Genomic DNA, 22,125 nt, shown 5'->3' with positions numbered 1-22,125 from the left:
CCTCGACGACGTCTATCGGTCAGCGCGCGGCCACGGTCAACGCGCTGCGCCGCCGGCTGAGCCGAGCTTGCGGTCGCGCCATTGCCGCAGCAGCATCCGCCCGCGGGCGGCGAGTCGTGGCAGGGGAGAGCCGGCGGAACCGATCGCGATGATGGCATGCGCCATGGCCTGCCGTTCGCCCCAGGGATAGGCGGAGGCGTCGACCCGGTCGCCGGCGCCGCTGTCGAGGCGGAAAGGCTGGCTGGTGGTGAAATCGGCGCGCAGCATCTCGATGGCGAGGCCACGGCCGGGCGAGAGCCGGGCGAGGGCCTCGTCATAGGCGATCTTGAGGAAATGCGACTGGCCGGCGAAATCGAGCAGCACGCCGGCTGCGATTGGGACATTGTCCAGCCGAAGCAGGTCGATCCGCGCCATGTCCGCCGCGGCGAAACGCCCGATCACCTCGCGAAAATAGGCGGCGTCGGCGGGCAGCTTGGCGAGTGCGGTGCCATTGCTGCCCTTCCAGCCGGCAGCTTCGAGCGCGAAGAAATTGTCCAGAGCGGTGGCGGCTTCGTCGCGGCGATGGCGTGTGAGTCGCAGCTGGCCGGCGCGCTCCAGCATGCGATGCTGTTGCAACCGCTTCTTGTACCCTTGGCCGAGGGCGCGGCGCAGATAGGCTTCGGCAGTATCGCCCGGCATCGGAATCGCCATTGGTCGATCCCAGGCTTCGAAGCGGTGTAGCGCGCTGCGGGTTTCGGCGCAGCCAGCGGCCAGGGCCTCGAACGTCGCCCCCTCGACCGGCAATAGTGGCAGGCGCAGCCGTTTCGGCAGGTCGGCGGCTTCGGCGATGAAGCGCAGCAGGGCGAGCGCGGCGGGCGCGGCAGCCTCGCGGTCGAGCACCGGAGCGGAGGCCACCTCGTAGAGCGGGACCAGAGGCGCCTGCAGCATGGCGGAAAAGCCGGTCTGGGGGGTGCGTATCCGACGGAAGGCCCAGACGCCGAGCAACACACCATTGCCGTCATCAGCGCAGAGGATAACGATATCGTCCGCCTGCTTCACAGGGCCCGACAGCGCCGCGGCGATTGCGGCGGGCGCCATGTGCAGGTTCGGCGCCTCGGCGCGCAGGCAAAGATCGGCGAAGGCGGCCGCCATCTCCCCATAGCGCGCAGCGGAAACGCGGCTGACGCCGATCCCTTCGCTCATGTCCGCCTGAGGTCGCGCCGCAGCGAGAGCACGAAGGCGATCACCTGCGCGGTGGCGCGGTAAAGCTCCTCGGGAATGGTGTCTTCGAGCTCGACGGCGGACAGCGCCTCGGCCAACAGCACGTTCTGCTCGACGGCGACATCGTGTTCGCGCGCCGTTTCGACGATCTTCTGTGCGATCTCGCCGCGCCCCTTGGCGGTAACGCGCGGGGCGCCTTGCCCGTCATATTCGAGCGCGACGGCGATCTGCCGGGAAAGCGGCTCGCTCATGAGCGACGGTCCAGGAACTGGCCGGAAGCGGCCTTGGCCGGGCGTGGCTGGCCGGTGTGGATTTCCAGAGCAGCGCTCTCGAAGCGGGCCTGGACCAGCGAGGCCTCGAGATCGGGTCCGGCCTGACGCAGCAGGCGGCTGGTTTCCTCGCGTTCGGCCCAGAATGAGACCGAGATGGCGCGCCCTTGCAGGGTCACCAGACCCTGGAGGGCACCCAGCGGTTCGGCATCGAGCCCGAAGCGAACCCGCCAGATCGGGGCCTCGGTCGTGGCGGTGTCCGGCTGCGGCGGGTCGCGCTCGATCTCGAGCGGCAGCATGGCGGTGCCGTTGTGGAGGGCGAGCGGGATTTCGGCGAGCCAGCGTGTCGGCGCCTGTGTCTCGCCGCGCGCGGCCTCCGGTGGCAACGAGGCGTATTGCCCCAGCGCGATCCGGTCGAGCCCCGCCTCGGCCTGCTCGAACAGGGTCTGGGCGATGATCGCGGGGCGCGAGGCCGGCGTCAGGCTCGGCTCCTGGACCGGCTGCGGCGTCAGCAGTCCGGGGCGCGGCATGGCCGGGCGGGGATCGGTAGCTGGCGCGGTCGAGGCGTTCTGTCCGGGCGATGCCGCAGGGCGCGCCTGGGCGGGCTCGCCCTCAACAGATCGCTGATCGCCGGCCGGCAGCGGCTGGATGGCGGGCCGCAGCAGGTCGCGCAGCGCCTGGAGCCCGGCCTTGAGATCGGTCTGGGGTGGTCTGGGCTCGCCATTGGCCTGGCGGGCTTCGAGGAAGAGACCGGAGCGCGCGACGGCCTTACGCAGCGCTTCGCCGGTGAGCGGCTTGCTTTCGACCGGTAGGCGCTGGGCGAGGATCTGATCGACCAGTGCGAGCAGCGGCTTCGGCAGGACCAGTGCGACCGAGCCTTGCGCCAGTCCGGCGAGATTGGCGAAGAGCGGGGCGAGGCTGTCCTGCCGGGCGATGGCGGCGCCGAGCAGCGGCCCGGCGATCGCGCGGGGCGAGGCATGGACGGTCGGCGGCTGGATACCCGGAGTGGGGGGCGTGACGCTCGCCCGTTCCGTCGGAAGCGGCGATGCGGCGGACGCCGCCGCGGCCACAGGTGCCGAGGCGGACGCGGCGGGGGACCCGTAGCGGAAAGAGGGGAGGCGCCCGTTGTTGCCGGCTGCTGAACCGGGGCGCCTGGGCGCGCCGTTGGAAGGGCTGCCTGGGCCGGGCTCGCTGGCGGGTTCGCGGCAGGGGCAGGTTCACCCGAGGGAGCAGGGCGGGTGCCGACCAGGACGGCCTGCATCGGGGCGCCGGGTTTGGCCGGCTCGTCGAATCTGAGCAGCAGGCTGGCGCCCGGCTGCAGAGCGGCCTGCCGGGCTTCCGGCCCTGCCAGCACGAGAGCGATCTTGACGCCATTGACCAGGGCAGTGGCGTTGCCCTCGCCGTCGAGCAACAGAAGCTTGGCTTCGACCGTCTTGCCCGCGGCAAGGCCCGCGCCGTTCAGCGCCGCGAGCAAGGTCGCGAAGTTCTGGCTCTGCGCCAGCGTGGCGAGGTTCGCCTTGAGGGTCGGCTGAACGGGCATGGGCGGAGCCTGTCACGAAAGGTTGAGGATTTCCTTGCGCAAGGTCGCCCTGCGCCGGTCGCGCTGGCGCGGTGCGGGCGTATCGGGCAGGTTTCCTGCTCCCCGTGGAGATCGTCATGAAGTATCGCCAGCTCGGCCGCTCCGGCCTCAAGGTCTCGCCGCTCTGCCTGGGCACGATGATGTTCGGCGCGGCGACGCCGGAGCCCGAATCCCGCGCCATCATCGACCATGCCGCCGCGGCCGGGATCAATTTCATCGACACGGCCGACGCCTATTCCGACGGTCGCTCGGAGGAGATCGTCGGGCGCGCCATCGCCGACAGGCGCCATGACTGGGTGCTGGCGACCAAGGCGGCCAACCCGATGGGGCCGGGACCGAACCAGCGCGGGCTCTCGCGCAAATGGCTGCTCCAGGCCTGCGACGCCAGCCTGAAGCGGCTCGGCAGCGAGTTCATCGACATCTACTACCTTCACAAGGAGGATCACGAGACGCCGCTTGCCGAAACGGTACGAGCCGTGGGCGATCTCGTGCGGCAGGGCAAGATCCGCCATTTCGGCGTCTCGAACTTCCGTGCCTGGCGCGTCGCCGAGATCTGCCGCCTCTGCGACGAGCTCGGCATCGACCGGCCGGTAGTCAGCCAGCCCTACTACAATGCGATGAATCGCATGCCCGAGGTCGAGCACCTTCCGGCCTGCGGCTATTACGGGCTCGGCGTCGCCAGTTATTCGCCGCTGGCGCGCGGCATCCTCACCGCAAAATACGAGCCCGGACAGGCGCCGCCGGAAGGCACGCGGGCCGGGCGCGCCGACCGGCGCCTGATGCAGACCGAATGGCGCGAGGAATCGCTGGTGATCGCCCGCCAGATCCGCGACCACGCCGCGGCGCGCGGGATGACGCCGGTGCAGTTCGCGGTGCTCTGGGTGCTGAACAACAAGCTCCTGACCGCGGCGGTCGCCGGGCCGCGCACCATGGAGCAGTGGCAGGCCTATCTCTCCGCGCTCGATGTCAGCTTCAGCGCGGCGGACGAGGCGCTGGTCGACGCGCTGGTCCCGGCCGGCCACCCCTCGACGCCGGGCTACACCGATCCCGCCTATCCGCTCGAGGGGCGGGTTGCGCGGACGGGGTGAGCGCGCTCTCCAAAGGAAGACGTGGATGGTCGGGACAGGCCCGACCACGACACGGATATGGTCGTGCGACCCCGCTCCCTACCCTCTCCCGCAAGGAGAGAGGGGAGCGCTGTGCCGCTAAGGATGCAGCTTCAGTCCCTTGATCGCTTTGTCGACGGCCTTGCGCTCGCCATGCAAGGCGAGGCCGACGAGATCGAGCGCGGCTGTCGCGACCGCCTCGACCGCAGCGCGGTTGGCTTCGTCATGGCCGGTGGCGAAGAGTTCGCGGGTGTAGAGCGAGGGGCGCAAGCCCGCTTCGCCGGCTCGGCGCAACACGCGGGAAAGGTCGGTGGAGGCCGCAGCGAAGACCAGCACCGGCTGACGGATCAGCGGCCCATAGACCTTGCCCGAGCCGTCGCGGTAAGCTTCGCCGCCAAGTTCGGGCGTGGCGGCGACGAGCCCACCTGAGAGGAAGCAGGCGACGTTGAGCTTCTGCCAGCTGGCGAGCTCCTCGTGGACGATGACGGCAATCTTGGTGTCGAAGCGCATGACGGGCACGATAGGGAACGGGCGGACGGCCGGTCTTGAACGTTCGTGCGTTCGGGGCGACTGGATCCGCACGGCGCCGGACGAGGCCGGTCCCGAGCGGATCGAGGCCTTCTTTGGCGGCCATGCCTATGATCCGCATCGGCACGACACCTATGCGATCGGCTACACGCTGAGCGGCGTCCAGAGCTTCGATTATCGCGGCGCCAAGCGGAATTCGACGCCGGGCGACCTCATCGTCCTGCATCCGGACGAGGTGCATGACGGGCGAGCCGGCATGGCCGGCGGGTTTCGCTACCGCATGGCCTATGTCGAGCCGGGGCTGATCATGCAGGCGCTCGCCGGCCGGGCCAGCGCCGCGCCCTTTGCCGGCGATGCGGTCTGCCGCGATGGCCGGCTGCTGCGGGCGCTGATCGGTTTGCTCGGCGATCTCGATCATGCGCTGGAGCCGCTGGAGCGCGACCAGGCGGTGGGGGAGCTGGGCGAGGCGCTTCTGGCGCTGGATTCGTCCTGCGTGCGGCGCCGTTCGGAAACACTGGCCGAGCGGGCCTGCGTTCTGGCGCGCGATTTCCTGGCGGACAGCCTCGACGAGGCCGTCGACTCGCAAAGGCTGGAGGCGGTGACCGGGCTCGACCGCTATGCGCTCGCCCGGCATTTCCGTCGCCGCTATGGCACCAGCCCGCATCACTATCTGGTGATGCGCAGGCTGGAGCGGGCGAGGGGGCTGATCCGGCGGGGCGAAGGCCTCGCCGATGCCGCCGCGGCGAGCGGCTTTGCCGACCAAGCCCATATGACGCGGCGTTTTCGGCAAGCCTACGGACTTTCCCCGGGCCGCTGGCGGGCGATGCAGGCCGGCTGACGACAGCAGGAACCGGTCCCCGATCCGGGGTGGGCACGCGAAAGGCACTGCCTCTGTGCCGGGGCAGAGGCCGCGGCGCCTCGCTACGTGATCCGAGGGGCGAGCCTGACTTAACCGCTCCTTAACTGTCTCGGCGTCCCCTTATGACGTCCATCGGGGTCTTTGGGGGGCTCGAAAGGACCGCGACCATGCGCAATCCCGCTTCCGGGTTGGCCGTCGTCGAGCATCTCGTCGGCCTGCCTGTCGCTGACGTCGAACGAAACCTGATCCTGGCGACCCTGCGCGATATCGGCGGAGACCGAACCGCTGCCGCGAGGATGACGGGCATCGCCATAAGAACGCTGCCGAACAACATGCGCGCCTATGCGGCGCAGGGCTGCGAGATGCCGGATGCCGGGCAGGCCGCACACTGAACGAGGTCGCGTGATGAACCAGAACGAGGCCGTCGCCGCGAGCAATCTGGTATCATCGGCCACGCTGGCGGCGTTGCTGCGATGCCTGCTGCTGAAAGGCACCCTCGAGGCCAGGGATGTTCGCGAGGTCTACGAGTCGGCCCTGCTGCTGCTCGAACAGCAACAGGGCATCAGCCCGAAAGGGCAGGAGGCCTTCATCGCTGCAAGGGCGGCCATCGAGCAGTCGCTCCAGGCCTCGCCTTCCGGCGCAGCGCCATAGCAACGGCGACAGGAAGCGCCGGGGCAGGACGCCGGATTTGGCCGTCGGCCGGCTGTCCGAAGGTGAAGGCGAGCGTCAGTTCAGGACGCAGAAGCCGCCGACCACCACCTGTGAGCGGCACCAGACCCGCGGCTCCTCGGCTGCAGTCAGCCGCAACGGCAGCGGCTCGGCGGCCCGGTTCGGACTGGCGGCGCGCGGCGACTGGGCAGCCGCCGGCTGGCTGGTCTGCCGGCTGCGAAGGCCGGGTGTGACGATGAGCGAGCCGTCGCGGTTCGATGAACTTGTCTGGCTGTCGCTGGAACGGCTGCCGCCGAACCTGAACTTGGCCGCTTCGGCGCTGGCCGGAACGAGCATGATGGCGAGCGTGGCGACTGCAAGGGCGCGGATCATCGAAGGCTCCATCGACTGGCGGCGAGGGTGCCGGAGTTCGACGGGCTTGCCCAGCAAAGCCTCAATTCAATCTGATCAAGGCGTTAAACGCATCGGCCGAACCGTGAGAGTTCAGCTCTTAACCTGCGTCAGGCCTTCCCAGGCCGCCATCGCCGCCTGCGCGATCGCTTCCAGCTCCGGCAGCGTCGCGCCGTCGCGCGCCCGGATCGACATGCCCTGCTGCACGGTGACGTAGAACGAGGCGATGCCCGCCGGATCGCATGTCGCCGGCAGCTCCCCTGTCTCGACCGCCCGGCGCAGCCGCGCTTCGATGATCGTCTGGGCCTCCGCTCTCGCATTGTGCAGCGCCGCGCAGGTCTGCGGGCTCGTGCCGGCGCCGTGGATCACCGACAGCACGACCATGCAGCCGGCCGGCTTGCCGGAGCGCGTGAAGAGTGCAGCGGAGCGCATCAGATAGGCTTCGATCGCGGCCCTGGCGCTCGGGGCTTCGGCTATCTGGCGGCCGAGTTCGACCCCATCGCCCTCTTCATACAAGGCCATCGCCTCGCGATAGAGCGCGTCCTTGCTGCCGAAGGCGGCGTAGAGGCTCGGCGCGTTGATGCCCATGGCGGCGGTGAGCTCGCTCATCGAGGTCGCCTGGAAACCCTTCTCCCAGAACAGCATCATCGCCCGATGCAGGGCTTCGTCCCGGTCGAAGCTGCGTGGCCGGCCGCGTTCAGCCAAATCAAATTCCTTTCTGTATCGATCGATAAATAATCTTCTTGACGGAAGACCGCAAGCGCGCCACCTATTGTGTATCATTTGGTACAAAATAGGTGACGCGATGACGAGGATGGCTGGAAAGAAGGCGCTGGTGACTGGCGGCAGCCGCGGCATAGGGGCGGCTACGGCGCTGCGGCTGGCGCAGGAGGGTGCGGATGTCGCGATCACCTATGAGCGAGCCCGCGACAAGGCGGAAGCCGTCGTCGAGCAGATCCGCGCGCTTGGCCGCAAGGCGATCGCGCTGCAGGCCGACAGTGCCGATGCGGCGGCGCTCACGGTGGCGGTTGACCGCTCTGCAAAGGAGCTCGGTGGGCTCGACATTCTCGTCAACAATGCCGGCATCTGGCATTATGGCGAGGTCGGCGCCTGGAGCCTGCAGGAGATCGACGCGATCCTCGCGGTCAATGTCCGGGCCGTGATCGTCGCCTCGCAGGCGGCAACCGCGCATTTGCGCCAGGGCGGGCGCATCATCACCACCGGCTCCTGCCTCGCCGAGCGCGTGACCGACCCCGGCATTGCGCTCTATGCGATGAGCAAGGCGGCGCTGATCGGCTTCACCAAAGGACTGGCGCGTGATCTCGGGCCGCGCGGCATTACCGTCAACGTCGTCCATCCCGGCGCGACCGACACCGACATGAACCCGGCCGTCGGCGAGCATGCCGATGCCCAGCTTGCCCGCATGGCGATCCCGCATTTCGGCAAGCCGGAGGATATCGCCGGCCTCATTGCCTATCTGGCGAGCGAGGAGGGGCGGTTCATCACCGGGGCGGGGCTGACCATCGATGGCGGGGTGAACAGCTAGGTCGCCACGAGCGATCGGGGACGGGCTGTGCCGATATGGCTCGGCCCTTTCCCGATCACTTCGTTGACGATCCGTTTCCGGATCACCCCTGGTTTCGGCGATCGACCTAACCCGGCGCTAAAGCCGGCATGGCAGAATGGCGAGGTTGAGCGGAGCCTTGCCTGAAATGTCGGACTTCACCGAAGCGGCGCCGAAACGCGTCGCTTCTCGCCTGGACTGGGTCGATACCGCCAAGGGTTTCTGCATCATCCTCGTGGTGCTAATGCATGTCGTCGTTGGCTTCGAGGTCGCGCAGGAGCGCGAGAGCTGGATCGATCCGTTCATCGAGTGGGCCAAGCAGTTCCGGATGCCGGGCTTCTTCCTGCTCTCGGGACTGTTCGCGCCGCGGCTGATCGGGAAGAGCTGGCCGGAATTCCTCGACCGGAAGATCGTGCCGCTCGTCTATTTCTACCTGCTCTGGCTGGCGATCCACTGCCTGCTCAAATTCACGAGCTGGGGCGATGGCGATATCGCGACTCTGTTCAGCGCCTATGCGCTGGGGCTCGTTCAGCCTTTCGGCCTGCTTTGGTTCATCTATCTGCTGGCGGTGTTCTTCGTGATGACGAAGGCGGTGCGGGCCTATCCGGTCACGTCCTGGCTGGTGGCGGCGGCGATCGCGACCGTTCCGGTGACGACCGGCTGGCTGCTCGTCGACCAGTTCGCCGCATTCTTCGTCTTCTTCCTGAGTGGAGCGCTGTTCGCGCCGGCACTCTTGCGCTTCGCCGACTGGGCTCGCGAGCATCGCGCTGCCGCATTGAAGCTCTGGCTTGGCTGGGCAGCGGTGAGCGCCCTGTTGGCCGGCTCCTTCGGCTATCAGGCGCTGCACGAGACCTTTGCGGCCGATCTGGTGCTCGGCCATGCCGGCGCGCTTGGCGTCATCGCGTTTTCGGTCCTGTTCGCCGAGCGTCTTGGCTGGATCGCCTATTGCGGCCGCAATTCCCTGCCGATCTATCTCGCCTTCTTCGTCCCGATGGCGGCGACACGGATCCTGCTGATCAAGACGGAGGCGGAATTCGACGTCGGGCTTGCCTCGCTGCTGATCGCGGGGCTTTGCGTTGCGCTGCCGCTGGCGCTGCATCGGCTCACCCGGGGAACGATGCTCGGCTTCCTGTTCGAGCGCCCGCGCTGGCTCAGGGCGATCTCGGCGAACAAGCGCAGCGCCGAACCCGCGATGCGCGGACCGGCGCCCGAAACGCAGGACCGTGCCACACCGGAGTTCAATAGCCCGGCAGGACGATGATCGTCGGCTTTGCCGGTAGAGAAGCCTTCGACAGCACGATCTGCGACTGTTCGCGGCGCTCGACCGGCCAGAGATCCTGCGAGCGGGACAGGAAGCGGTTGAGCGTGCCGCCGCCGAAGAAGTGCATCGGGATCATCACGCGCGCCTGCAGCGATTTCAGCACTTCGAGCATGCCTTCCTGGTCGAGCGTGTAGCTGCCGTCGACCGGAAAGAGCACGATGTCGACGCGGCCGAGCGCGCGTAAGTGACCGGGCTCCAGCGGATGATGCAGATGGCCGAGATGGGCGATACAGAGGTCGCCGATCTCGAAGACGAACATCGAATTGCCGTCGAAATCGGTGCCGCCGGAATAGGTGCGGATATTGGTCGGGACGTTGCGCACGCGCAGGTCGCCGAAGGTGATGTCATGTTTTGCCGCGCCGGCGCCGCTCTGGTCCCATCCGGGCAGGACGCGCTTGATCGCCGGGTCGGGCGCCCGCGAATAATGCGTCGAATGCGCCTTGTTCATCGTGGCGATGTCAGGCGTCCCCGGCGGGCGGACATAGTCGTTGTAGTCGGTCGCTGCCTTCACCCCGCCCGGCGTCTCGATCAGGAAGGTGGCGTGGCCGATGAAGGTCAGTCGCACCTCGTCCTTGCCGAGATTGGCGAGGCTGATCGGCAGGCGGCTTCTCGCCATTTCCGGGCGGCAACCCGGCTCGCCGGTCTCGGAACGGGCAGGTGAGACGAGGAGGAATGCTGTCGCCAGCATGGCGAGGCCATGTCGCAAGAGAGTGTCCGACAAGCCCATCGCAAGCGCTCCGTCTCTGCCCAGCGGGCAAAGTTTCAGGCAAAAGCCGGGCCGTGGAAAGTCCGGGTGCGCGCTCTGGCGGTTTCGTGACCTGTCGGTCTCAGCTGGTTCTGACCGTGACGGAGGCGTCAGCGAGGCGGCGAAACAGGGTCTTGCGCCGCAGCAGCGGCACCCAGTCGTAGAGGAACATCTCGGCAGGCCGCCAGATCACCACCCAGCCGACGATGACGAGGCTCTCCTGGACGACCCGCATGAACGGCCCCTCATAGGCCTTGGTCAGCAGCCAGATCAGCCCCATGCAGAGGGCAAGCCCGGCGAGGCCGATCATGAAGGCGAGGCGGCCGTCATGGAAAAGCTGGCGGATGGCGCGGGCCTCTTCGCGCTCCCTGACACGGAACCAGCCGGTGATCGCATCGGGGATGGAAGCGGCAGGGTCCGGAGCCGAACCGGCCGATTGCAGATGCACCACGATCTCGATCGGCTGCTTCTTAGGCAGTTCCTCGGCCCATTCGACGATGTACTGCTCGGCCTCGGACGAGAGATCGCGCTCGCGGAAGGGGAAGGGGTCGAGATTGTTGAAGAGCTGGGCGCCGTCCGTCAGCCGTAGCTCGATGGCACCCTTCCTGCCTGGTTGCGCCAAGATCCGTTCCCTCGCTTTGCCAGCGTTCATAGGCCCGGGAACCATCCGGTGGAAGCGGGAGCGAGGCTCGCGGAAGGAGGCGTAGCGCCGCGCCCTGTTGCGGCCCGCTGCCCCTGTCGCTACATACGCGGCAGATTTCCCGAAAGCCTCAGGCCATCACGTCCGGAGCGGAGTTCGCACGCTTATGTCCCGTCAGTTCATCTACCATATGCGCGGCCTGTCGAAGACCTATCCGGGCGGCAAGCAGGTCCTGAACAACATCCATCTTTCCTTCTACCCCGACGCCAAGATCGGCGTGCTCGGCGTCAACGGCGCCGGCAAGTCGACCCTGCTGAAGATCATGGCCGGCTACGACAAGGAATGGACCGGCGAGGCCTGGGTCGCGGATGGCGCCCGCGTCGGCTACCTGCCGCAGGAGCCGAAGCTCGACGAGAGCCTTAACGTCCGCGACAACGTCATGCTCGGCGTCGCGCCCCAGAAGGCGATCCTCGACCGCTACAACGAGCTCGCCATGAACTATTCGGACGAGACCGCTGACGAGATGACCAACCTCCAGGACGAGATCGAGGCCAAGGGCCTGTGGGATCTCGATTCCAAGGTCGACCAGGCGATGGACGCGCTGCGCTGCCCGCCTGACGACTGGGCGGTCGACAAGCTCTCGGGCGGCGAGCGTCGCCGCGTCGCGCTCTGCAAGCTCCTGCTGGAGCAGCCCGAGCTCCTGCTGCTCGACGAGCCGACCAACCATCTCGACGCCGAGACCACCGCCTGGCTCGAAGGCCATCTGCGGACCTATCCGGGCGCGATCCTGATCGTCACCCACGATCGCTACTTCCTCGACAACGTCACCAGCTGGATCCTCGAGCTCGATCGCGGCCAGGGCATCCCCTATGAGGGCAACTACTCGGCCTGGTCGGTGCAGAAGCAGAAGCGCCTCGAGCAGGAAGGCCGCGAGGACGTCGCCCGGCAGAAGACGCTGGCGCGCGAGCAGGAATGGGTCTCGGCCTCGCCGAAGGCCCGCCAGGCCAAGAGCAAGGCCCGTATCCAGCGGTACGACGAGCTGGTCCAGAAGGCCTCGCAGAAGGGGCCGGACACCGCCCAGATCATCATCCCGATCGCCGAGCGGCTCGGCAACAACGTCGTCGATTTCGAGGATCTGTCGAAGGGCTTCCAGGACAAGCTGCTGATCGACGGGCTGACCTTCAAGCTGCCGCCGGGCGGCATCGTCGGCGTGATCGGCCCCAACGGCGCCGGCAAGACCACGCTGTTCAAGATGATCACCGGCGCGGAGAAGCCCGATGCCGGCACGATCAAGATCGGCGAGAGCGTCCAGCTCGGCTATGTCGACCAGAGCCGCGATTCGCTCGACGACAAGAAGAACGTCTGGGAGGAGATCTCGGGCGGCAACGACATCATCTATCTCGGCAAGCGCGAGATCAATTCGCGCGCCTATTGCTCGGCCTTCAACTTCAAGGGCGGCGACCAGCAGAAGAAGGTCGGCTCGCTCTCGGGCGGTGAGCGCAACCGCGTCCACCTCGCCAAGATGCTGAAGTCCGGCGCCAACGTCCTGCTGCTCGACGAGCCGACCAACGACCTCGACGTCGACACGCTGCGCGCGCTCGAAGAGGCGCTGGAGGATTACGCCGGCTGCGCCGTGATCATCAGCCACGATCGCTGGTTCCTCAACCGCATCGCGACCCACATCCTCGCCTTCGAGGGCGACAGCCATGTCGAATGGTTCGAGGGCAACTTCCAGGACTACGAGGAAGACAAGAAGCGCCGCCTCGGCATCGATTCCACGATCCCGAAGCGCATCCAGTACAAGAAGTTCACGCGCTGAGGCGCTGCTTCAGGGGGTAACTGGCCCGCGCTCCGGAAACGGGGCGCGGGCTTTTCTATTGGGCGATGGGCGCTAAGCCGCCTGATGTCGCGGTTGTCTCGGTTGGGGCGAGAGCGGAAGCTGAGAGCTCGTGCTAAGTCGTCATCCCAGGCGGGCGCGCGGCATGACCGAGCGAGCAGCTAAGAACGACCATCGGAGTAGGAAGGCGGCCGACGTTCAACTCTTCACGAAGAGCGTTGGACGCAAGAAGCGCGGCGGTAGCCTTGATCCGAATGACCGCAAGATTGATCAGCGGGTTGCCAAAGCGGTTGAACGAATGCGGCCGGAAGAGTTCGATGCGATGCTTCGTGACGGCGAAGATCAATGATCGCATCGGGTCGTTTGCAGATATTCTGTCGTCGCCATCGCGCAACAGCTCTGCGCGTCAAGGCCTCGGCGCATCACGCGATCAGGACTGGGTTTCCCCATCAGGCGGCTTCGTGGCCTCTAGCTCATCGTCGTTCGCCTCGATCCAACCTTCAAGCTTCGACATCAGATCACCCCAGATGTCGTTATATTCTTCCTCGAACGACACCATACACAGCTCGACCATCCCCAGATGATTATCGCCGTACAGCTCCATCCATCTGTTGGAGAAGTTCGTATCGTAAAGGTCGTGATCGATCTTCGAATATCCAACGCATAGCCCCTCATAGCTGGGGTGCGCGCTTTCCGACAGATTGGCGTAGATTTTCTCAATCCCTGGATAGCGATTTTCGCATTTCCCCAAAATCGTAATGATGTTGATGGATTCTGTTTTGGTCGATTTATTTTTCGATCCGACCGTTAAGCGTAGCGTCTTTTCGTCGAATTCATGAAATCCCAGGGTTCCGTCTAGGACCTGCTTCATCAATTGATTTAAATAGATCAGCGTCGCGAGCGTTTCGAAGCCGCTCCGCAAGAGAATTCGCGCACCCAGGCCGTGCCCTTGCTTATGAAGCGCGACCGATTGCGTCAGCAGATCATGCAGCCGCCACAGCACTGACTCGTGCAGCATCCAACAGCGGAACGGTGCTTTCCATTTGTAGGCGGTCGCGCTGCGGGAAAACAGGCCGCCGAGCGGAATGCTGGCCATAAGCGCCGTCTTCCAGTTGGCGAGATTGATCTCCGCGTCATGCATAAAGCAGAGCTAACAGGGATCATCGGGCCGGTCATCATCCCCGAAGCCTGCGCGGCGCCGCACTACACCCCGCTGGCGCCCCTCGCTGAGCCGGCCGAGGGATTGCACCCGTGGGGGCCCGTCCGCAACGGGTCGAAAGTAGCCGCTCCTGTAATCCCTAGCCCGCCCTTTCATCATAAATGCGGACGAAGTCGCTAAACTCTGTATCCGCCAGGTCTTCTTCGATCACGCGCTTTGCAAGGTCGAAATCGACAACGAAGTTGCAGACCTCCATCGACCCGCTGCCGATGCTGCCGCCATCGCAGGTCCCTAGGCCGGTCCGGCCCAGGGTTTCATTCATCCGCTGTTCCAGCCGGTGGCGCTTGTCCAGATCGGCCGACGTTCCGAACCCCGCCACGGCATATTCGATCATGAGGATGGCATGGTCTTCGCCCGGAATCGGCTGATATCCTTGCCGGAGGCGCTCCTCGATTTCCTTTTGAACGATGTGTTGCGCCTTGCGGAGAAATGTCGATTTGACAGTCTTCGACATTCCACGCGTTCCTAGTTCTCCCCAATGCACAATGTGGCGCCTGTCGTCTTGCGCCCAGGTTTCCCAGTAGTGGATTGTTGGTCCGGAGGAGCGATAAAGCTTGATCATGTCAGATCGGATATCTCCCCAAGGGTCGAGATCAGAACATCAGGCAGCAACCGACTGATCGTGCGGGCGGCTGCATGAAATAAAGCGCAGACGTATGCGAGGCCCCGGAGCCGGCAGTTTCGCGATAGTGAGCAGGCTCCGCAAGAGGTCGTGAGCTGACGGTCCCGCCAGGTTTCCGGCTTCTCAAAGCGCGCGCCCGACCCGCTCGATCGTGGCCAGAAACCAGGCCAGCGCCGGGTCGCTCGCAGCGCGGCGGCTGTGCAGCAGGTCGATGGCGAAGGACGGCGCGTCATAGGGCAGGGGCATGAGCGCGACGCCCGCGATCTCGGCGAAGCGGCCGGCGATCCGCCGCGCCATGGTCGCGACGAGGTCGGTGCCGGCGACGGCGAAGGGCACGGCGACGACATGGGCGAGGGTGACGGCCACCCGGCGCTTGCGGCCTTCCATGGCGAGGATGGCATCGACCACGCCCGGCGAGCCGTCGCCGCCGGCGGCGGAGAACAGCGCATGCGGCAGCCGGAGATATTCATCGGCGCTGAGCAGCGGAGTTGCCGTGACGCGCGCCTTGTCGCGAATGCAGACGAAATCCTCGTCGAACAATCTCTGGCGCATGGTGCGGCCTGAGCCCGGCAGATGGCCGCCGATCAGCGCATCGACGTCGCCGCGTTCGAGGGCGGAGAGGCTCGATGCGGGGTCGGCGATCGGCCGAACCACCAGATCGATGCCCGGCGCCTCCTGCCGCAGCAGAGTGACGAGCGCGGGTACGACCACGAGGTCGCCATAGTCGGTGACGGCGATGGTCATGCGGCGGCGCGCGGTTGCGGGCTCGAAGCCAGCATCCGGCGCGAGCGTCGTCCTGATCTGAGCGAGCGCCTCGCCGATCGGCCGGGCCAGCGCCAGCGCTCTCGCGGTCGGCTGCATGCCCGCGGCCGTGCGGATGAATAGCTCATCGCCGAAGAGTGCACGCAGGCGCGTCAGCGCGCTGCTCATCGAGGGCTGCGCCAGGCCGATGCGCTGGCCGGCGCGTGTGACGTTGCGCTCCTCCATCAGCGCTTCGAAGGCGACGAGGAGGTTGAGGTCGATGGCAGCCAAATTCATCTGAACGATAATACAGATAGTAAAAATCGATTTCCACAATGTCATGCGGGCTGCTGAAAGGAGGGGAGTCGAACCCGCCGGAAGAGGCGCATGCGAATAACCCTGTTGCGCCTCGTGCCACGCGGACCGACGATCCTGGTGCTCGGCGTCCTTGTCGGCCTGGCCTTTCCGGCGCTGGCGGAGCTGGCCCGGCCGTCGATGCCCGTGCTGATCTTCATCATCGTGCTCGGCACGCTGCTGCGGACCGATGGGAAGGCGATCGTCGCCGTGCTCGGCCGGCCCGCGCTTTCGGTGCTGCTCCCCGTCACCGTGATGGTCGCCTGCCCGGTGCTGACCGGCCTGATCGCCCATCGTTTCGGCCTCGGCACCGAACTTGGGCTCGCCCTCGTGCTGGCGACCGCCGCGCCGCCGTCGAGCGGCACGGCGGCGGTGGCGCGGATGCTCGGGCTCGACGGCACCGTGCCGCTGGCCGTGACGCTGCTGTGCATGGCGCTCGCCCCGCTCACCGTGCCGCTTCTCGCCGGCTGGTTCGGCGGGATCGGAATCGGCGCTTTCGATCTCGCCCTGCGCCTCGCGCTGCTGGTCGGTGGCGCCGAGGGCGTCGCCCTGCTGCTGCGGCGCCTTGCGGGCGCGCAATTGCACAGCCATGGCGAAGCGGTCGACAGGATCGTGGTTGCGGCGCTGCTCGTCTTTGTGGTCGCGACCATGGCCGGGGTGCGCGCGCAGATCGCGGCGGACTGGCATGGCGCGCTGCTCTGTCTTGCGCTCGCCTTCGCCTGCAATCTTGGTCTGCAGGGAGCGGGGGCCGCCCTGCTGCCGGGCGCGCTCGTCGAGCGATTGACCGTCGGGCTCATCCTCGGCAACCGCAATGTCGGGCTGGTCTGGTCGGCGCTCGGCGCCGCCGCCTCGCCGCGCATGGCGCTGTTCTTTGCGGCGACGCAGTTGCCGATCTATCTCACCCCGCGTCTGATCGACCTGATCATCAGCTACGCCAGAGCAAGGAAGCCATCGTGACCGCAGCCCGTCTGACCGAGGACCTCGCGCTCCGTTTCGCCCGCATCGCGCTCGGGCATGTCCGGCGCGAATACCCGAACAAGCCCGACCATACGCTGGCCGGGCCGCAGGATGCGCAGACCCCGCGCGAGCTGCATCCGATCTTCTATGGCAGCTATGACTGGCATTCCTGCGTGCACAGCTACTGGATGCTGGCGCGCCTGCTGCGGCGCTATCCCGGCTTCGTGGCCGCCGCCGATATCCGCGCTCTGTTCGATGAGCAGCTCACGCCGGACAAGGTCGCGGTCGAATGCGCCTATCTCGCGGCTCCAACGGCGCGCGGCTTCAAGCGCCCCTATGGCTGGGGCTGGCTTTTGAAGCTGGCGGCGGAACTCAGCCTGCTCGACGACAAGCGATGGTCGGAGATTATCGCGCCGCTGGCCGAGGCCTTCGCGCAGCGTTTCCGCGATTTCCTGCCGCTCGCGACCTATCCGGTCCGGGTCGGGACGCATTTCAACACCGCTTTTGGCCTGCGCATGGCGGCGGACTATGCGACCGTGACGGCGGATAGCGAGTTCGCGACCCTGCTGCGGGAAACCGCCTTGCGCTGGTATGGCGAGGATACGGACTGCCCGGCCTGGGGCGAGCCGAGCGGCGACGATTTCCAGTCCTCGGCCCTCATCGAGGCCGAGTGCATGCGCCGCCTGCTCGAGCCGGATCAGTTTCTGACCTGGTTCGATAAGTTCCTGCCGCGCCTAGCGCGCCAGGAACCGGCGACGCTGTTTCGGCCGGCCACCGTCACGGATCGCAGCGATGGCAAGATCGCCCATCTCGACGGGCTGAACCTCAGCCGCGCCTGGTGCTGGCGGGCGCTGGCCGGCGCGCTGCCGGAGGGGGATGCCCGCCGGGTGATCGCCGGAGCGACTGCGGCAGAGCATCTCGCAGCGGGAATTCCCCATATCGCCGGCGACTATATGGGCGAGCACTGGCTCGCCAGCTTCGCCGTCCTCGCTCTGGAAGAGGAGCCCTGAGCGCCGAGGCGCTCAGGCCTTGCCCTTCACCAGGATGCGGCCGTCGACGTCCTGGATGTCGCGGAGACCGCAGAGGGCCATGGTGATGTCGAGTTCCTTGCGGATGATGTCGAGGCAGCGGGTCACGCCTTCCTCGCCCATCGCGCCGAGGCCGTAGAGGAAGGCGCGGCCGATCAGCACGCCGCGGGCGCCCAGCGCCACGGCCTTGATCACGTCCTGGCCGGAGCGGATGCCGCCATCCATCCAGACTTCCATGCGGCCGCCGACCTGCTCGACGATGCCGGGCAGAGCGGCGATCGAGGAGGCCGCGCCGTCGAGCTGGCGTCCGCCATGGTTGGAGACGATCAGCGCATCGGCGCCGCTCTGGGCCGCGAGTTCGGCATCCTCGGCGTCGAGGATGCCCTTGAGGATCAGCTTGCCGCCCCAGCGATCCTTGATCCACTTGACGTCGTCCCAGCTCAGCGCCGGGTCGAACTGCTCGGCGGTCCAGGACGAGAGCGAGGAGAGGTCGCCGACACCCTTGGCATGGCCGACGATGTTGCCGAAGGTCCGGCGCTTGGTGCCGAGCATGCCCATGCACCAGCGCGGCTTCATCGCGAGGTTGATCATGTTGGCGAGCGTCGGCTTCGGCGGGGCGGAGAGGCCGTTGCGGATGTCCTTGTGGCGCTGGCCGAGGATCTGGAGGTCGAGCGTCAGCATCAGGGCCGAGCAGCCGGCCGCCTTGGCGCGGTCGATAAGCCGGCCGATGAAGTCGCGGTCCTTCATCACATAGAGCTGGAACCAGAAGGGAGCCGGGCTGTTCTCGGCGACGTCCTCGATCGAGCAGATGCTCATGGTCGAGAGCGTGAAGGGCACGCCGGCCTTGGCGGCTGCGCGGGCGGCGAGGATTTCGCCATCGGCATGCTGCATGCCGGTGAGGCCGGTCGGCGCGAGCGCGACCGGCATCGAGACGTTCTGGCCGACCATGGTCGAGGCGAGCGTGCGGTTGGTCATGTCGACCGCGACGCGCTGGCGCAGCTTGATCGGGGCGAAATCGGTCTCGTTGGCGCGATAGGTGCCTTCGGTCCAGGCGCCTGAATCGGCATAGTCGTAGAACATGCGCGGCACGCGGCGCTTCGCCTGGATGCGCAGATCCTCGATGGTCAAGAGCTGGGCCATGGTCGCCTCGTCCCGCATTGTCGTCGCTGCGCTCGGTCGCATGGAATGTCGCGGGAGGCAACGCCTGCGTCATGTCACGCCGAGATAGCGGCCCGGCTTGTGGTTGATCGCGAGGTTGAGATTGAGCGCGACGGCGCCGACCAGCGACAGCGCCACCTTGTCGAATGGCAGCACGAAGGCGGCGGCGGCGAGGATCGCGGCATCGATGCCGAGCTGGACCCAGCCGGCACGCAGGCCGTGCCGCTCCTGCAGATAGGCGGCGAGCACATTGACGCCGCCGAGCCCGGTGCGGTGCCGGAACAGCACGAGCATGCCGATGCCCATCAGCGAGCCGCCGGCGATCGCGGCATAGAACGGATCTATCTGCTCGATCCGGATCAGCTGCGGCGTCGCCCAGCTCAGTCCCGACACCAGTGCGACGGCGAGGAAGGTGCGCAGCGTGTAGCCGCGGCCGAGGCGCTGCAGGGCAAGCCAGTAGAAGGGCAGGTTCAGGAGGAAAAAGCCGGCGGAGAAGGAGGGGCCACCGGCCGCTTCGACCAGGAGCGCGAGGCCGGCGAGACCGCCGGTCACCAGCGTCGCCTTGGCGTAGAGCACGACGCCGAGGCTGACCAGCATCGCGCCGAGCAGCATCGCCAGCGCGTCTTCATAGAGGCGGTGCCGGTTGGTCGCGCCCGTGCCGATCGTCATCTGTGTCATCCGTCGACGCGCCGCGCTTCAGCTTCCATTCATGGCCGGGCGGCGAAGCAATGGTTGAGCCATCCGCGCCGATCCTGTACCGGGCGCCCGACCTTCCGAGCAAGCACAAGGCTTCGACATGATTCTGCGGCTCTTCGCTGCACTCCTGACCTGCGGCTTCGCCACCATCGCTTTCGCCCAGCAGGGGGTCGGCTGGAAAACCGGCCCCGAGGCCGCCGCGATCGAGCGCAAGGTCGATGCGCTGATCGGCAGGATGACGCTGGAGGAGAAGGTCGGACAGCTCCATCTCTCCGGCCGCGGCGAGGGCTTCGACATCAGCCAGGTCAAGGCCGGCCGGATGGGCGCGGTGATGAACTTCGTCGTCCCGCAGGAGGTCCGGCAGGTCCAGGAGGCAGTGCGCCAGTCGCGGCTGAAGATCCCGCTGATCATCGGGCTCGACGCCGTCCACGGCTTCTCGACCTACTTTCCGCTGCCGCTCGGCCAGGCGGCAAGCTGGAACCCGCAACTGATCGAGCAGGCGGCCTATTGGACCGGGCGCGAGGCGAGCGCCGCCGGCATCAACTGGACCTTCGCGCCGATGGTCGACATGTCGCGCGATCCGCGCTGGGGCCGCGTACTGGAAGGCGCGGGCGAGGATGTTCATCTCGCGAGCGTCGTCGCGGCAGCGCGGACCCGCGGTTATCAGCGTGGCGGCGTCGCGGCGAGCGTCAAGCATTTCGTCGGTTATGGCGCCGGCGAGGCCGGGCGCGACTATAACTCGACCTGGATCCCGCTGAGCCAGCTCCACGACCTGCATCTGCCGCCCTTCAAGGCCGCCTTCGAGGCCGGTGCGATGACCGCGATGGCGGCCTTCAACGCGCTGAATGGCATGCCGGCGACGGCCCATCGCGGCATGCTGACCGATCTCCTGCGCGGCAAATGGGGCTTTCGCGGCTTCGTCACCTCGGATTTCGGCTCGATCACCGAACTGCGCCTGCACGGCATCGCCAAGGACGACGCCGAGGCGGCGCGCAAGGCGCTGCTCGCCGGCATCGACATGGACATGATGGGCGACGTCTTCCACAAGCACCTCGCCAATGAGGTGAAGGCTGGTCGCGTGCCGGTGAAGGCCCTCGACGAAGCGGTGCGGCGCGTGCTGCGGGTCAAGTATCATCTCGGCCTGTTCGAGCGTCCCGACGTCGACGTCGCCGCCGCGCCTTCCCTCATGCAGACGGAAGAAGCCCGCAAGGTTGCCCGCCAGGCGGCGCGCGAGGGCGTCATCCTGCTCAGGAACGACAAGGCGACGTTGCCGATCGCGCCTTCGGTGAAGTCGGTCGCGGTGATCGGCGCCATGGCGGTGCCGGAGGATGAGCGGGTCTGGACCGATCCGGCCGGTCTCGGCCGCCGCCTCGTGCAACCGCTGCCGGACGCGCTGCGCGAGCAGCTGCCTTCGGATGTCGCCGTCACCTACGAGCCGGCCTTCACCAAGAACTGCGGCACCGAATTCAAGGACAAGGACGCGGCCGTGAAGGCCGCCGCCGCCGCCGACCTCGTCGTCGCCATGCTCGGCGAGGATTGCGAGTTCATGGGCGAGGGCGCCTCGCGCACCGATCTCGGCCTGCCGGGCGTGCAGCAGGAGCTGCTTGAGGCGCTGGTCGAGACGGGCAAGCCGGTGGTGCTGGTGCTGGCGACGGGGCGGCCGCTGGTCCTCACCTGGGCCGACAAGCACGTCGCGGCGATCGTCCAGACCTTTCATGGCGGCACCGACGGGCGCGCCGCCATCGCCGAGGTCCTGGCCGGCAAGGCCAATCCGGCAGGGCGGGTGCCGATGAGCTTCCCGCGCTCGGTCGGGCAGATCCCGGTCTATTACGACCAGTTGCCGACCGGCCGGCCGCAGAAGATCCGCCAGCGCTATGAATCGATCTTCATGGACGAGGCCAATGAGGCCCTCTACCCGTTCGGCTTCGGCCTCTCCTATAGCCGCTTCGCCTATGCCAACCCGCGCGTCTCGCGCGAGAAGGTGGCGATGAATGGCGCCGCCGAGATCAGCATCGACGTGACCAACCAAAGCGAGCGCGACGGCCAGGAGGTCGTTCAGCTCTATGTCCGCCAGCCGGTTGCCGAGCGGTCACGGCCGCTGCGCCAACTCAAGGGTTTCGACAAAGTCTTCGTGAAGGCCGGCGAGACGAAGACTGTGCGTTTCAAGCTGGAGGCGCGAGCGCTGGGCGCCCATGACGATGCCGGCCGCTACCAGCTCGATCCCGGCATGGTCGAGGTCTATCTCGGCGGGTCGTCGCTGGCGCAGGCGAAGACGCAATTCGAGATCACGAAACCCTGAAGAGGTCCGCTTTAATTGCCAATGCTTTGATCTCGACAAGATTTCGTTTTCGGTCAATCCTCGACTGGCGCGGCTCCTGGAGAACTAGTCTCCAAGGCGCGTCGCGAGACCATGAATGCTCCAAAGGATGCGGCGATGGCGACCGGAACCGTGAAGTGGTTCAATACCGAGAAAGGCTTTGGCTTCATTCAGCCCGCTGATGGCGGCAAGGACGTCTTCGTGCACGTCACTGCCGTCAAGGAAGCGGGGATGCTGACGCTGACGGAAGGACAGAAGGTCTCGTTCGAGCTCAAGACCGAACGGGGCAAGACAGCTGCCGGCTCGCTCAAGCTGATCTGAGCCGG

General features: G+C 66.8%; 25 protein-coding genes. 12 read left to right on the top strand and 13 right to left on the bottom strand.

The features are described from left to right. Positions 1 to 36 precede the first annotated feature (36 nt). From RKE40_RS08220 to fliK, 3 genes are read right to left on the bottom strand one after another with little or no spacing between them, the layout of a single operon-like run. Positions 37 to 1,182, bottom strand: a complete 1,146-nt coding sequence (locus RKE40_RS08220; protein ID WP_316017750.1) for a GNAT family N-acetyltransferase — start codon at positions 1,180 to 1,182, stop codon at positions 37 to 39. Next, positions 1,179 to 1,451 carry an EscU/YscU/HrcU family type III secretion system export apparatus switch protein gene (locus RKE40_RS08215; RefSeq protein WP_316017749.1) on the bottom strand — a complete coding sequence of 91 codons (273 nt, stop codon included), beginning with the start codon at positions 1,449 to 1,451 and terminating at the stop codon, positions 1,179 to 1,181. Before RKE40_RS08215 ends, RKE40_RS08220 begins: the two co-directional genes overlap by 4 nt. Then, the gene (fliK, locus tag RKE40_RS08210; RefSeq protein WP_316017748.1) at positions 1,448 to 2,539 is read right to left on the bottom strand and encodes a flagellar hook-length control protein FliK; all 1,092 of its coding nucleotides are present in this window, start codon (positions 2,537 to 2,539) and stop codon (positions 1,448 to 1,450) included. The genes RKE40_RS08215 and fliK overlap by 4 nt, the downstream gene beginning before the upstream one ends. A gap of 586 nt (positions 2,540 to 3,125) precedes the next feature. On the opposite strand from fliK, the gene RKE40_RS08205 reads away from it, so the two are divergent. Further along, entirely contained in the window at positions 3,126 to 4,136 is a 1,011-nt protein-coding gene (locus tag RKE40_RS08205) for an aldo/keto reductase (RefSeq protein WP_316017747.1), read from the top strand. Between the two features lie 117 nt (positions 4,137 to 4,253). On the opposite strand, the gene RKE40_RS08200 is transcribed toward RKE40_RS08205, so the two are convergent. Next, entirely contained in the window at positions 4,254 to 4,664 is a 411-nt protein-coding gene (locus RKE40_RS08200) for a DUF2000 family protein (RefSeq protein ID WP_316017746.1), read from the bottom strand. On the opposite strand from RKE40_RS08200, the gene RKE40_RS08195 reads away from it, so the two are divergent. From RKE40_RS08195 to RKE40_RS08185, 3 genes are all read left to right on the top strand, one after another. Continuing rightward, positions 4,663 to 5,520 (top strand): AraC family transcriptional regulator, encoded by an 858-nt coding sequence (locus RKE40_RS08195; protein WP_316017745.1) that lies wholly within the window; start codon positions 4,663 to 4,665, stop codon positions 5,518 to 5,520. The genes RKE40_RS08200 and RKE40_RS08195 overlap by 2 nt on opposite strands. 188 nt (positions 5,521 to 5,708) lie before the next feature. Further along, a complete protein-coding gene (locus RKE40_RS08190) occupies positions 5,709 to 5,933 on the top strand; it encodes a helix-turn-helix domain-containing protein (RefSeq protein WP_316017744.1) in 225 nt (74 codons plus the stop codon). Between the two features lie 13 nt (positions 5,934 to 5,946). Continuing rightward, the gene (locus tag RKE40_RS08185; RefSeq protein WP_316017743.1) at positions 5,947 to 6,192 is read left to right on the top strand and encodes a hypothetical protein; all 246 of its coding nucleotides are present in this window, start codon (positions 5,947 to 5,949) and stop codon (positions 6,190 to 6,192) included. A 75-nt stretch (positions 6,193 to 6,267) separates the two neighbouring features. Here the strand turns inward: RKE40_RS08185 and RKE40_RS08180 are convergent, their stop codons facing one another. Both RKE40_RS08180 and RKE40_RS08175 read right to left on the bottom strand, forming a co-directional pair. Next, a complete protein-coding gene (locus RKE40_RS08180) occupies positions 6,268 to 6,582 on the bottom strand; it encodes a hypothetical protein (protein WP_316017742.1) in 315 nt (104 codons plus the stop codon). A 111-nt stretch (positions 6,583 to 6,693) separates the two neighbouring features. Continuing rightward, positions 6,694 to 7,305, bottom strand: coding sequence for a TetR/AcrR family transcriptional regulator (locus RKE40_RS08175; protein WP_316017741.1), 612 nt, complete (start codon positions 7,303 to 7,305; stop codon positions 6,694 to 6,696). A 100-nt stretch (positions 7,306 to 7,405) separates the two neighbouring features. On the opposite strand from RKE40_RS08175, the gene RKE40_RS08170 reads away from it, so the two are divergent. Both RKE40_RS08170 and RKE40_RS08165 read left to right on the top strand, forming a co-directional pair. Beyond that, entirely contained in the window at positions 7,406 to 8,146 is a 741-nt protein-coding gene (locus RKE40_RS08170; protein ID WP_316017740.1) for an SDR family NAD(P)-dependent oxidoreductase, read from the top strand. A 166-nt stretch (positions 8,147 to 8,312) separates the two neighbouring features. Next, positions 8,313 to 9,425, top strand: coding sequence for an acyltransferase family protein (locus RKE40_RS08165; protein WP_316017739.1), 1,113 nt, complete (start codon positions 8,313 to 8,315; stop codon positions 9,423 to 9,425). Here RKE40_RS08165 and RKE40_RS08160 read toward each other — a convergent pair. Continuing rightward, entirely contained in the window at positions 9,403 to 10,206 is an 804-nt protein-coding gene (locus RKE40_RS08160) for an MBL fold metallo-hydrolase (RefSeq protein WP_316017738.1), read from the bottom strand. The genes RKE40_RS08165 and RKE40_RS08160 overlap by 23 nt on opposite strands. Before the next feature lie 106 nt (positions 10,207 to 10,312). Beyond that, positions 10,313 to 10,852 (bottom strand): hypothetical protein, encoded by a 540-nt coding sequence (locus tag RKE40_RS08155; protein ID WP_316017737.1) that lies wholly within the window; start codon positions 10,850 to 10,852, stop codon positions 10,313 to 10,315. Positions 10,853 to 11,036: 184 nt separating this feature from the next. On the opposite strand from RKE40_RS08155, the gene ettA reads away from it, so the two are divergent. Together ettA and RKE40_RS08145 are read left to right on the top strand one after the other, a co-directional pair. Further along, positions 11,037 to 12,689 carry an energy-dependent translational throttle protein EttA gene (gene ettA / locus RKE40_RS08150; RefSeq protein ID WP_316017736.1) on the top strand — a complete coding sequence of 551 codons (1,653 nt, stop codon included), beginning with the start codon at positions 11,037 to 11,039 and terminating at the stop codon, positions 12,687 to 12,689. Between the two features lie 163 nt (positions 12,690 to 12,852). Then, complete coding sequence (locus RKE40_RS08145) at positions 12,853 to 13,056, top strand: hypothetical protein (RefSeq protein WP_316017735.1); 204 nt, start codon at positions 12,853 to 12,855, stop codon at positions 13,054 to 13,056. Between the two features lie 81 nt (positions 13,057 to 13,137). Here RKE40_RS08145 and RKE40_RS08140 read toward each other — a convergent pair whose 3' ends face one another. From RKE40_RS08140 to RKE40_RS08130, 3 genes are all read right to left on the bottom strand, one after another. Further along, positions 13,138 to 13,803, bottom strand: coding sequence for a hypothetical protein (locus RKE40_RS08140; protein WP_316017734.1), 666 nt, complete (start codon positions 13,801 to 13,803; stop codon positions 13,138 to 13,140). Positions 13,804 to 14,005: 202 nt separating this feature from the next. Continuing rightward, a complete protein-coding gene (locus RKE40_RS08135; protein WP_390893286.1) occupies positions 14,006 to 14,488 on the bottom strand; it encodes a WGR domain-containing protein in 483 nt (160 codons plus the stop codon). A gap of 183 nt (positions 14,489 to 14,671) precedes the next feature. Then, on the bottom strand, positions 14,672 to 15,586 hold the full coding sequence (locus RKE40_RS08130; RefSeq protein ID WP_316017732.1) for a LysR family transcriptional regulator: 915 nt from the start codon (positions 15,584 to 15,586) through the stop codon (positions 14,672 to 14,674). 90 nt (positions 15,587 to 15,676) lie between these two features. Here RKE40_RS08130 and RKE40_RS08125 point away from each other — a divergent pair, with 90 nt between their 5' ends. Both RKE40_RS08125 and RKE40_RS08120 read left to right on the top strand, forming a co-directional pair. Next, a complete protein-coding gene (locus RKE40_RS08125) occupies positions 15,677 to 16,600 on the top strand; it encodes a hypothetical protein (RefSeq protein ID WP_316017731.1) in 924 nt (307 codons plus the stop codon). Beyond that, complete coding sequence (locus RKE40_RS08120; protein WP_316017730.1) at positions 16,597 to 17,610, top strand: DUF2891 domain-containing protein; 1,014 nt, start codon at positions 16,597 to 16,599, stop codon at positions 17,608 to 17,610. Before RKE40_RS08125 ends, RKE40_RS08120 begins: the two co-directional genes overlap by 4 nt. A 12-nt stretch (positions 17,611 to 17,622) precedes the next feature. Here the strand turns inward: RKE40_RS08120 and RKE40_RS08115 are convergent, their stop codons facing one another. Both RKE40_RS08115 and RKE40_RS08110 read right to left on the bottom strand, forming a co-directional pair. Further along, complete coding sequence (locus tag RKE40_RS08115) at positions 17,623 to 18,768, bottom strand: alpha-hydroxy acid oxidase (protein ID WP_316017729.1); 1,146 nt, start codon at positions 18,766 to 18,768, stop codon at positions 17,623 to 17,625. A gap of 69 nt (positions 18,769 to 18,837) precedes the next feature. Then, positions 18,838 to 19,464 carry a YitT family protein gene (locus tag RKE40_RS08110; protein ID WP_390893285.1) on the bottom strand — a complete coding sequence of 209 codons (627 nt, stop codon included), beginning with the start codon at positions 19,462 to 19,464 and terminating at the stop codon, positions 18,838 to 18,840. A 118-nt stretch (positions 19,465 to 19,582) separates the two neighbouring features. Between RKE40_RS08110 and RKE40_RS08105 the strand changes: the two genes are divergently transcribed. Then, positions 19,583 to 21,781 carry a glycoside hydrolase family 3 N-terminal domain-containing protein gene (locus tag RKE40_RS08105; RefSeq protein ID WP_316017727.1) on the top strand — a complete coding sequence of 733 codons (2,199 nt, stop codon included), beginning with the start codon at positions 19,583 to 19,585 and terminating at the stop codon, positions 21,779 to 21,781. A gap of 135 nt (positions 21,782 to 21,916) precedes the next feature. Then, on the top strand, positions 21,917 to 22,120 hold the full coding sequence (locus RKE40_RS08100; RefSeq protein WP_066472604.1) for a cold-shock protein: 204 nt from the start codon (positions 21,917 to 21,919) through the stop codon (positions 22,118 to 22,120). Positions 22,121 to 22,125 lie beyond the last annotated feature (5 nt).

Origin of the sequence: Allobosea rubneri (assembly GCF_032464875.1) — a bacterium.
Lineage (GTDB): Bacteria > Pseudomonadota > Alphaproteobacteria > Rhizobiales > Beijerinckiaceae > Allobosea > Allobosea rubneri.
Note: the sequence above shows the minus strand (reverse complement) of the source record. Positions and strands in the feature narration are given on the sequence as shown.

Coding starts and splice junctions, on each gene's coding strand:
- RKE40_RS08215 (WP_316017749.1), bottom strand. CDS start 1,451: ATGAGCGAGCCGCTTTCCCGGCAGATCGCCGTCGCGCTCGAATATGAC.
- RKE40_RS08200 (WP_316017746.1), bottom strand. CDS start 4,664: ATGCGCTTCGACACCAAGATTGCCGTCATCGTCCACGAGGAGCTCGCC.
- RKE40_RS08195 (WP_316017745.1), top strand. CDS start 4,663: ATGACGGGCACGATAGGGAACGGGCGGACGGCCGGTCTTGAACGTTCG.
- RKE40_RS08180 (WP_316017742.1), bottom strand. CDS start 6,582: ATGATCCGCGCCCTTGCAGTCGCCACGCTCGCCATCATGCTCGTTCCG.
- RKE40_RS08185 (WP_316017743.1), top strand. CDS start 5,947: ATGAACCAGAACGAGGCCGTCGCCGCGAGCAATCTGGTATCATCGGCC.
- RKE40_RS08190 (WP_316017744.1), top strand. CDS start 5,709: ATGCGCAATCCCGCTTCCGGGTTGGCCGTCGTCGAGCATCTCGTCGGC.
- RKE40_RS08140 (WP_316017734.1), bottom strand. CDS start 13,803: ATGGCCAGCATTCCGCTCGGCGGCCTGTTTTCCCGCAGCGCGACCGCC.
- ettA (WP_316017736.1), top strand. CDS start 11,037: ATGTCCCGTCAGTTCATCTACCATATGCGCGGCCTGTCGAAGACCTAT.
- RKE40_RS08130 (WP_316017732.1), bottom strand. CDS start 15,586: ATGAATTTGGCTGCCATCGACCTCAACCTCCTCGTCGCCTTCGAAGCG.
- RKE40_RS08110 (WP_390893285.1), bottom strand. CDS start 19,464: ATGACACAGATGACGATCGGCACGGGCGCGACCAACCGGCACCGCCTC.
- RKE40_RS08205 (WP_316017747.1), top strand. CDS start 3,126: ATGAAGTATCGCCAGCTCGGCCGCTCCGGCCTCAAGGTCTCGCCGCTC.
- RKE40_RS08135 (WP_390893286.1), bottom strand. CDS start 14,488: ATGATCAAGCTTTATCGCTCCTCCGGACCAACAATCCACTACTGGGAA.
- RKE40_RS08145 (WP_316017735.1), top strand. CDS start 12,853: ATGACCGAGCGAGCAGCTAAGAACGACCATCGGAGTAGGAAGGCGGCC.
- RKE40_RS08115 (WP_316017729.1), bottom strand. CDS start 18,768: ATGGCCCAGCTCTTGACCATCGAGGATCTGCGCATCCAGGCGAAGCGC.
- RKE40_RS08165 (WP_316017739.1), top strand. CDS start 8,313: ATGTCGGACTTCACCGAAGCGGCGCCGAAACGCGTCGCTTCTCGCCTG.
- RKE40_RS08100 (WP_066472604.1), top strand. CDS start 21,917: ATGGCGACCGGAACCGTGAAGTGGTTCAATACCGAGAAAGGCTTTGGC.
- RKE40_RS08220 (WP_316017750.1), bottom strand. CDS start 1,182: ATGAGCGAAGGGATCGGCGTCAGCCGCGTTTCCGCTGCGCGCTATGGG.
- RKE40_RS08170 (WP_316017740.1), top strand. CDS start 7,406: ATGACGAGGATGGCTGGAAAGAAGGCGCTGGTGACTGGCGGCAGCCGC.
- RKE40_RS08125 (WP_316017731.1), top strand. CDS start 15,677: ATGCGAATAACCCTGTTGCGCCTCGTGCCACGCGGACCGACGATCCTG.
- RKE40_RS08105 (WP_316017727.1), top strand. CDS start 19,583: ATGATTCTGCGGCTCTTCGCTGCACTCCTGACCTGCGGCTTCGCCACC.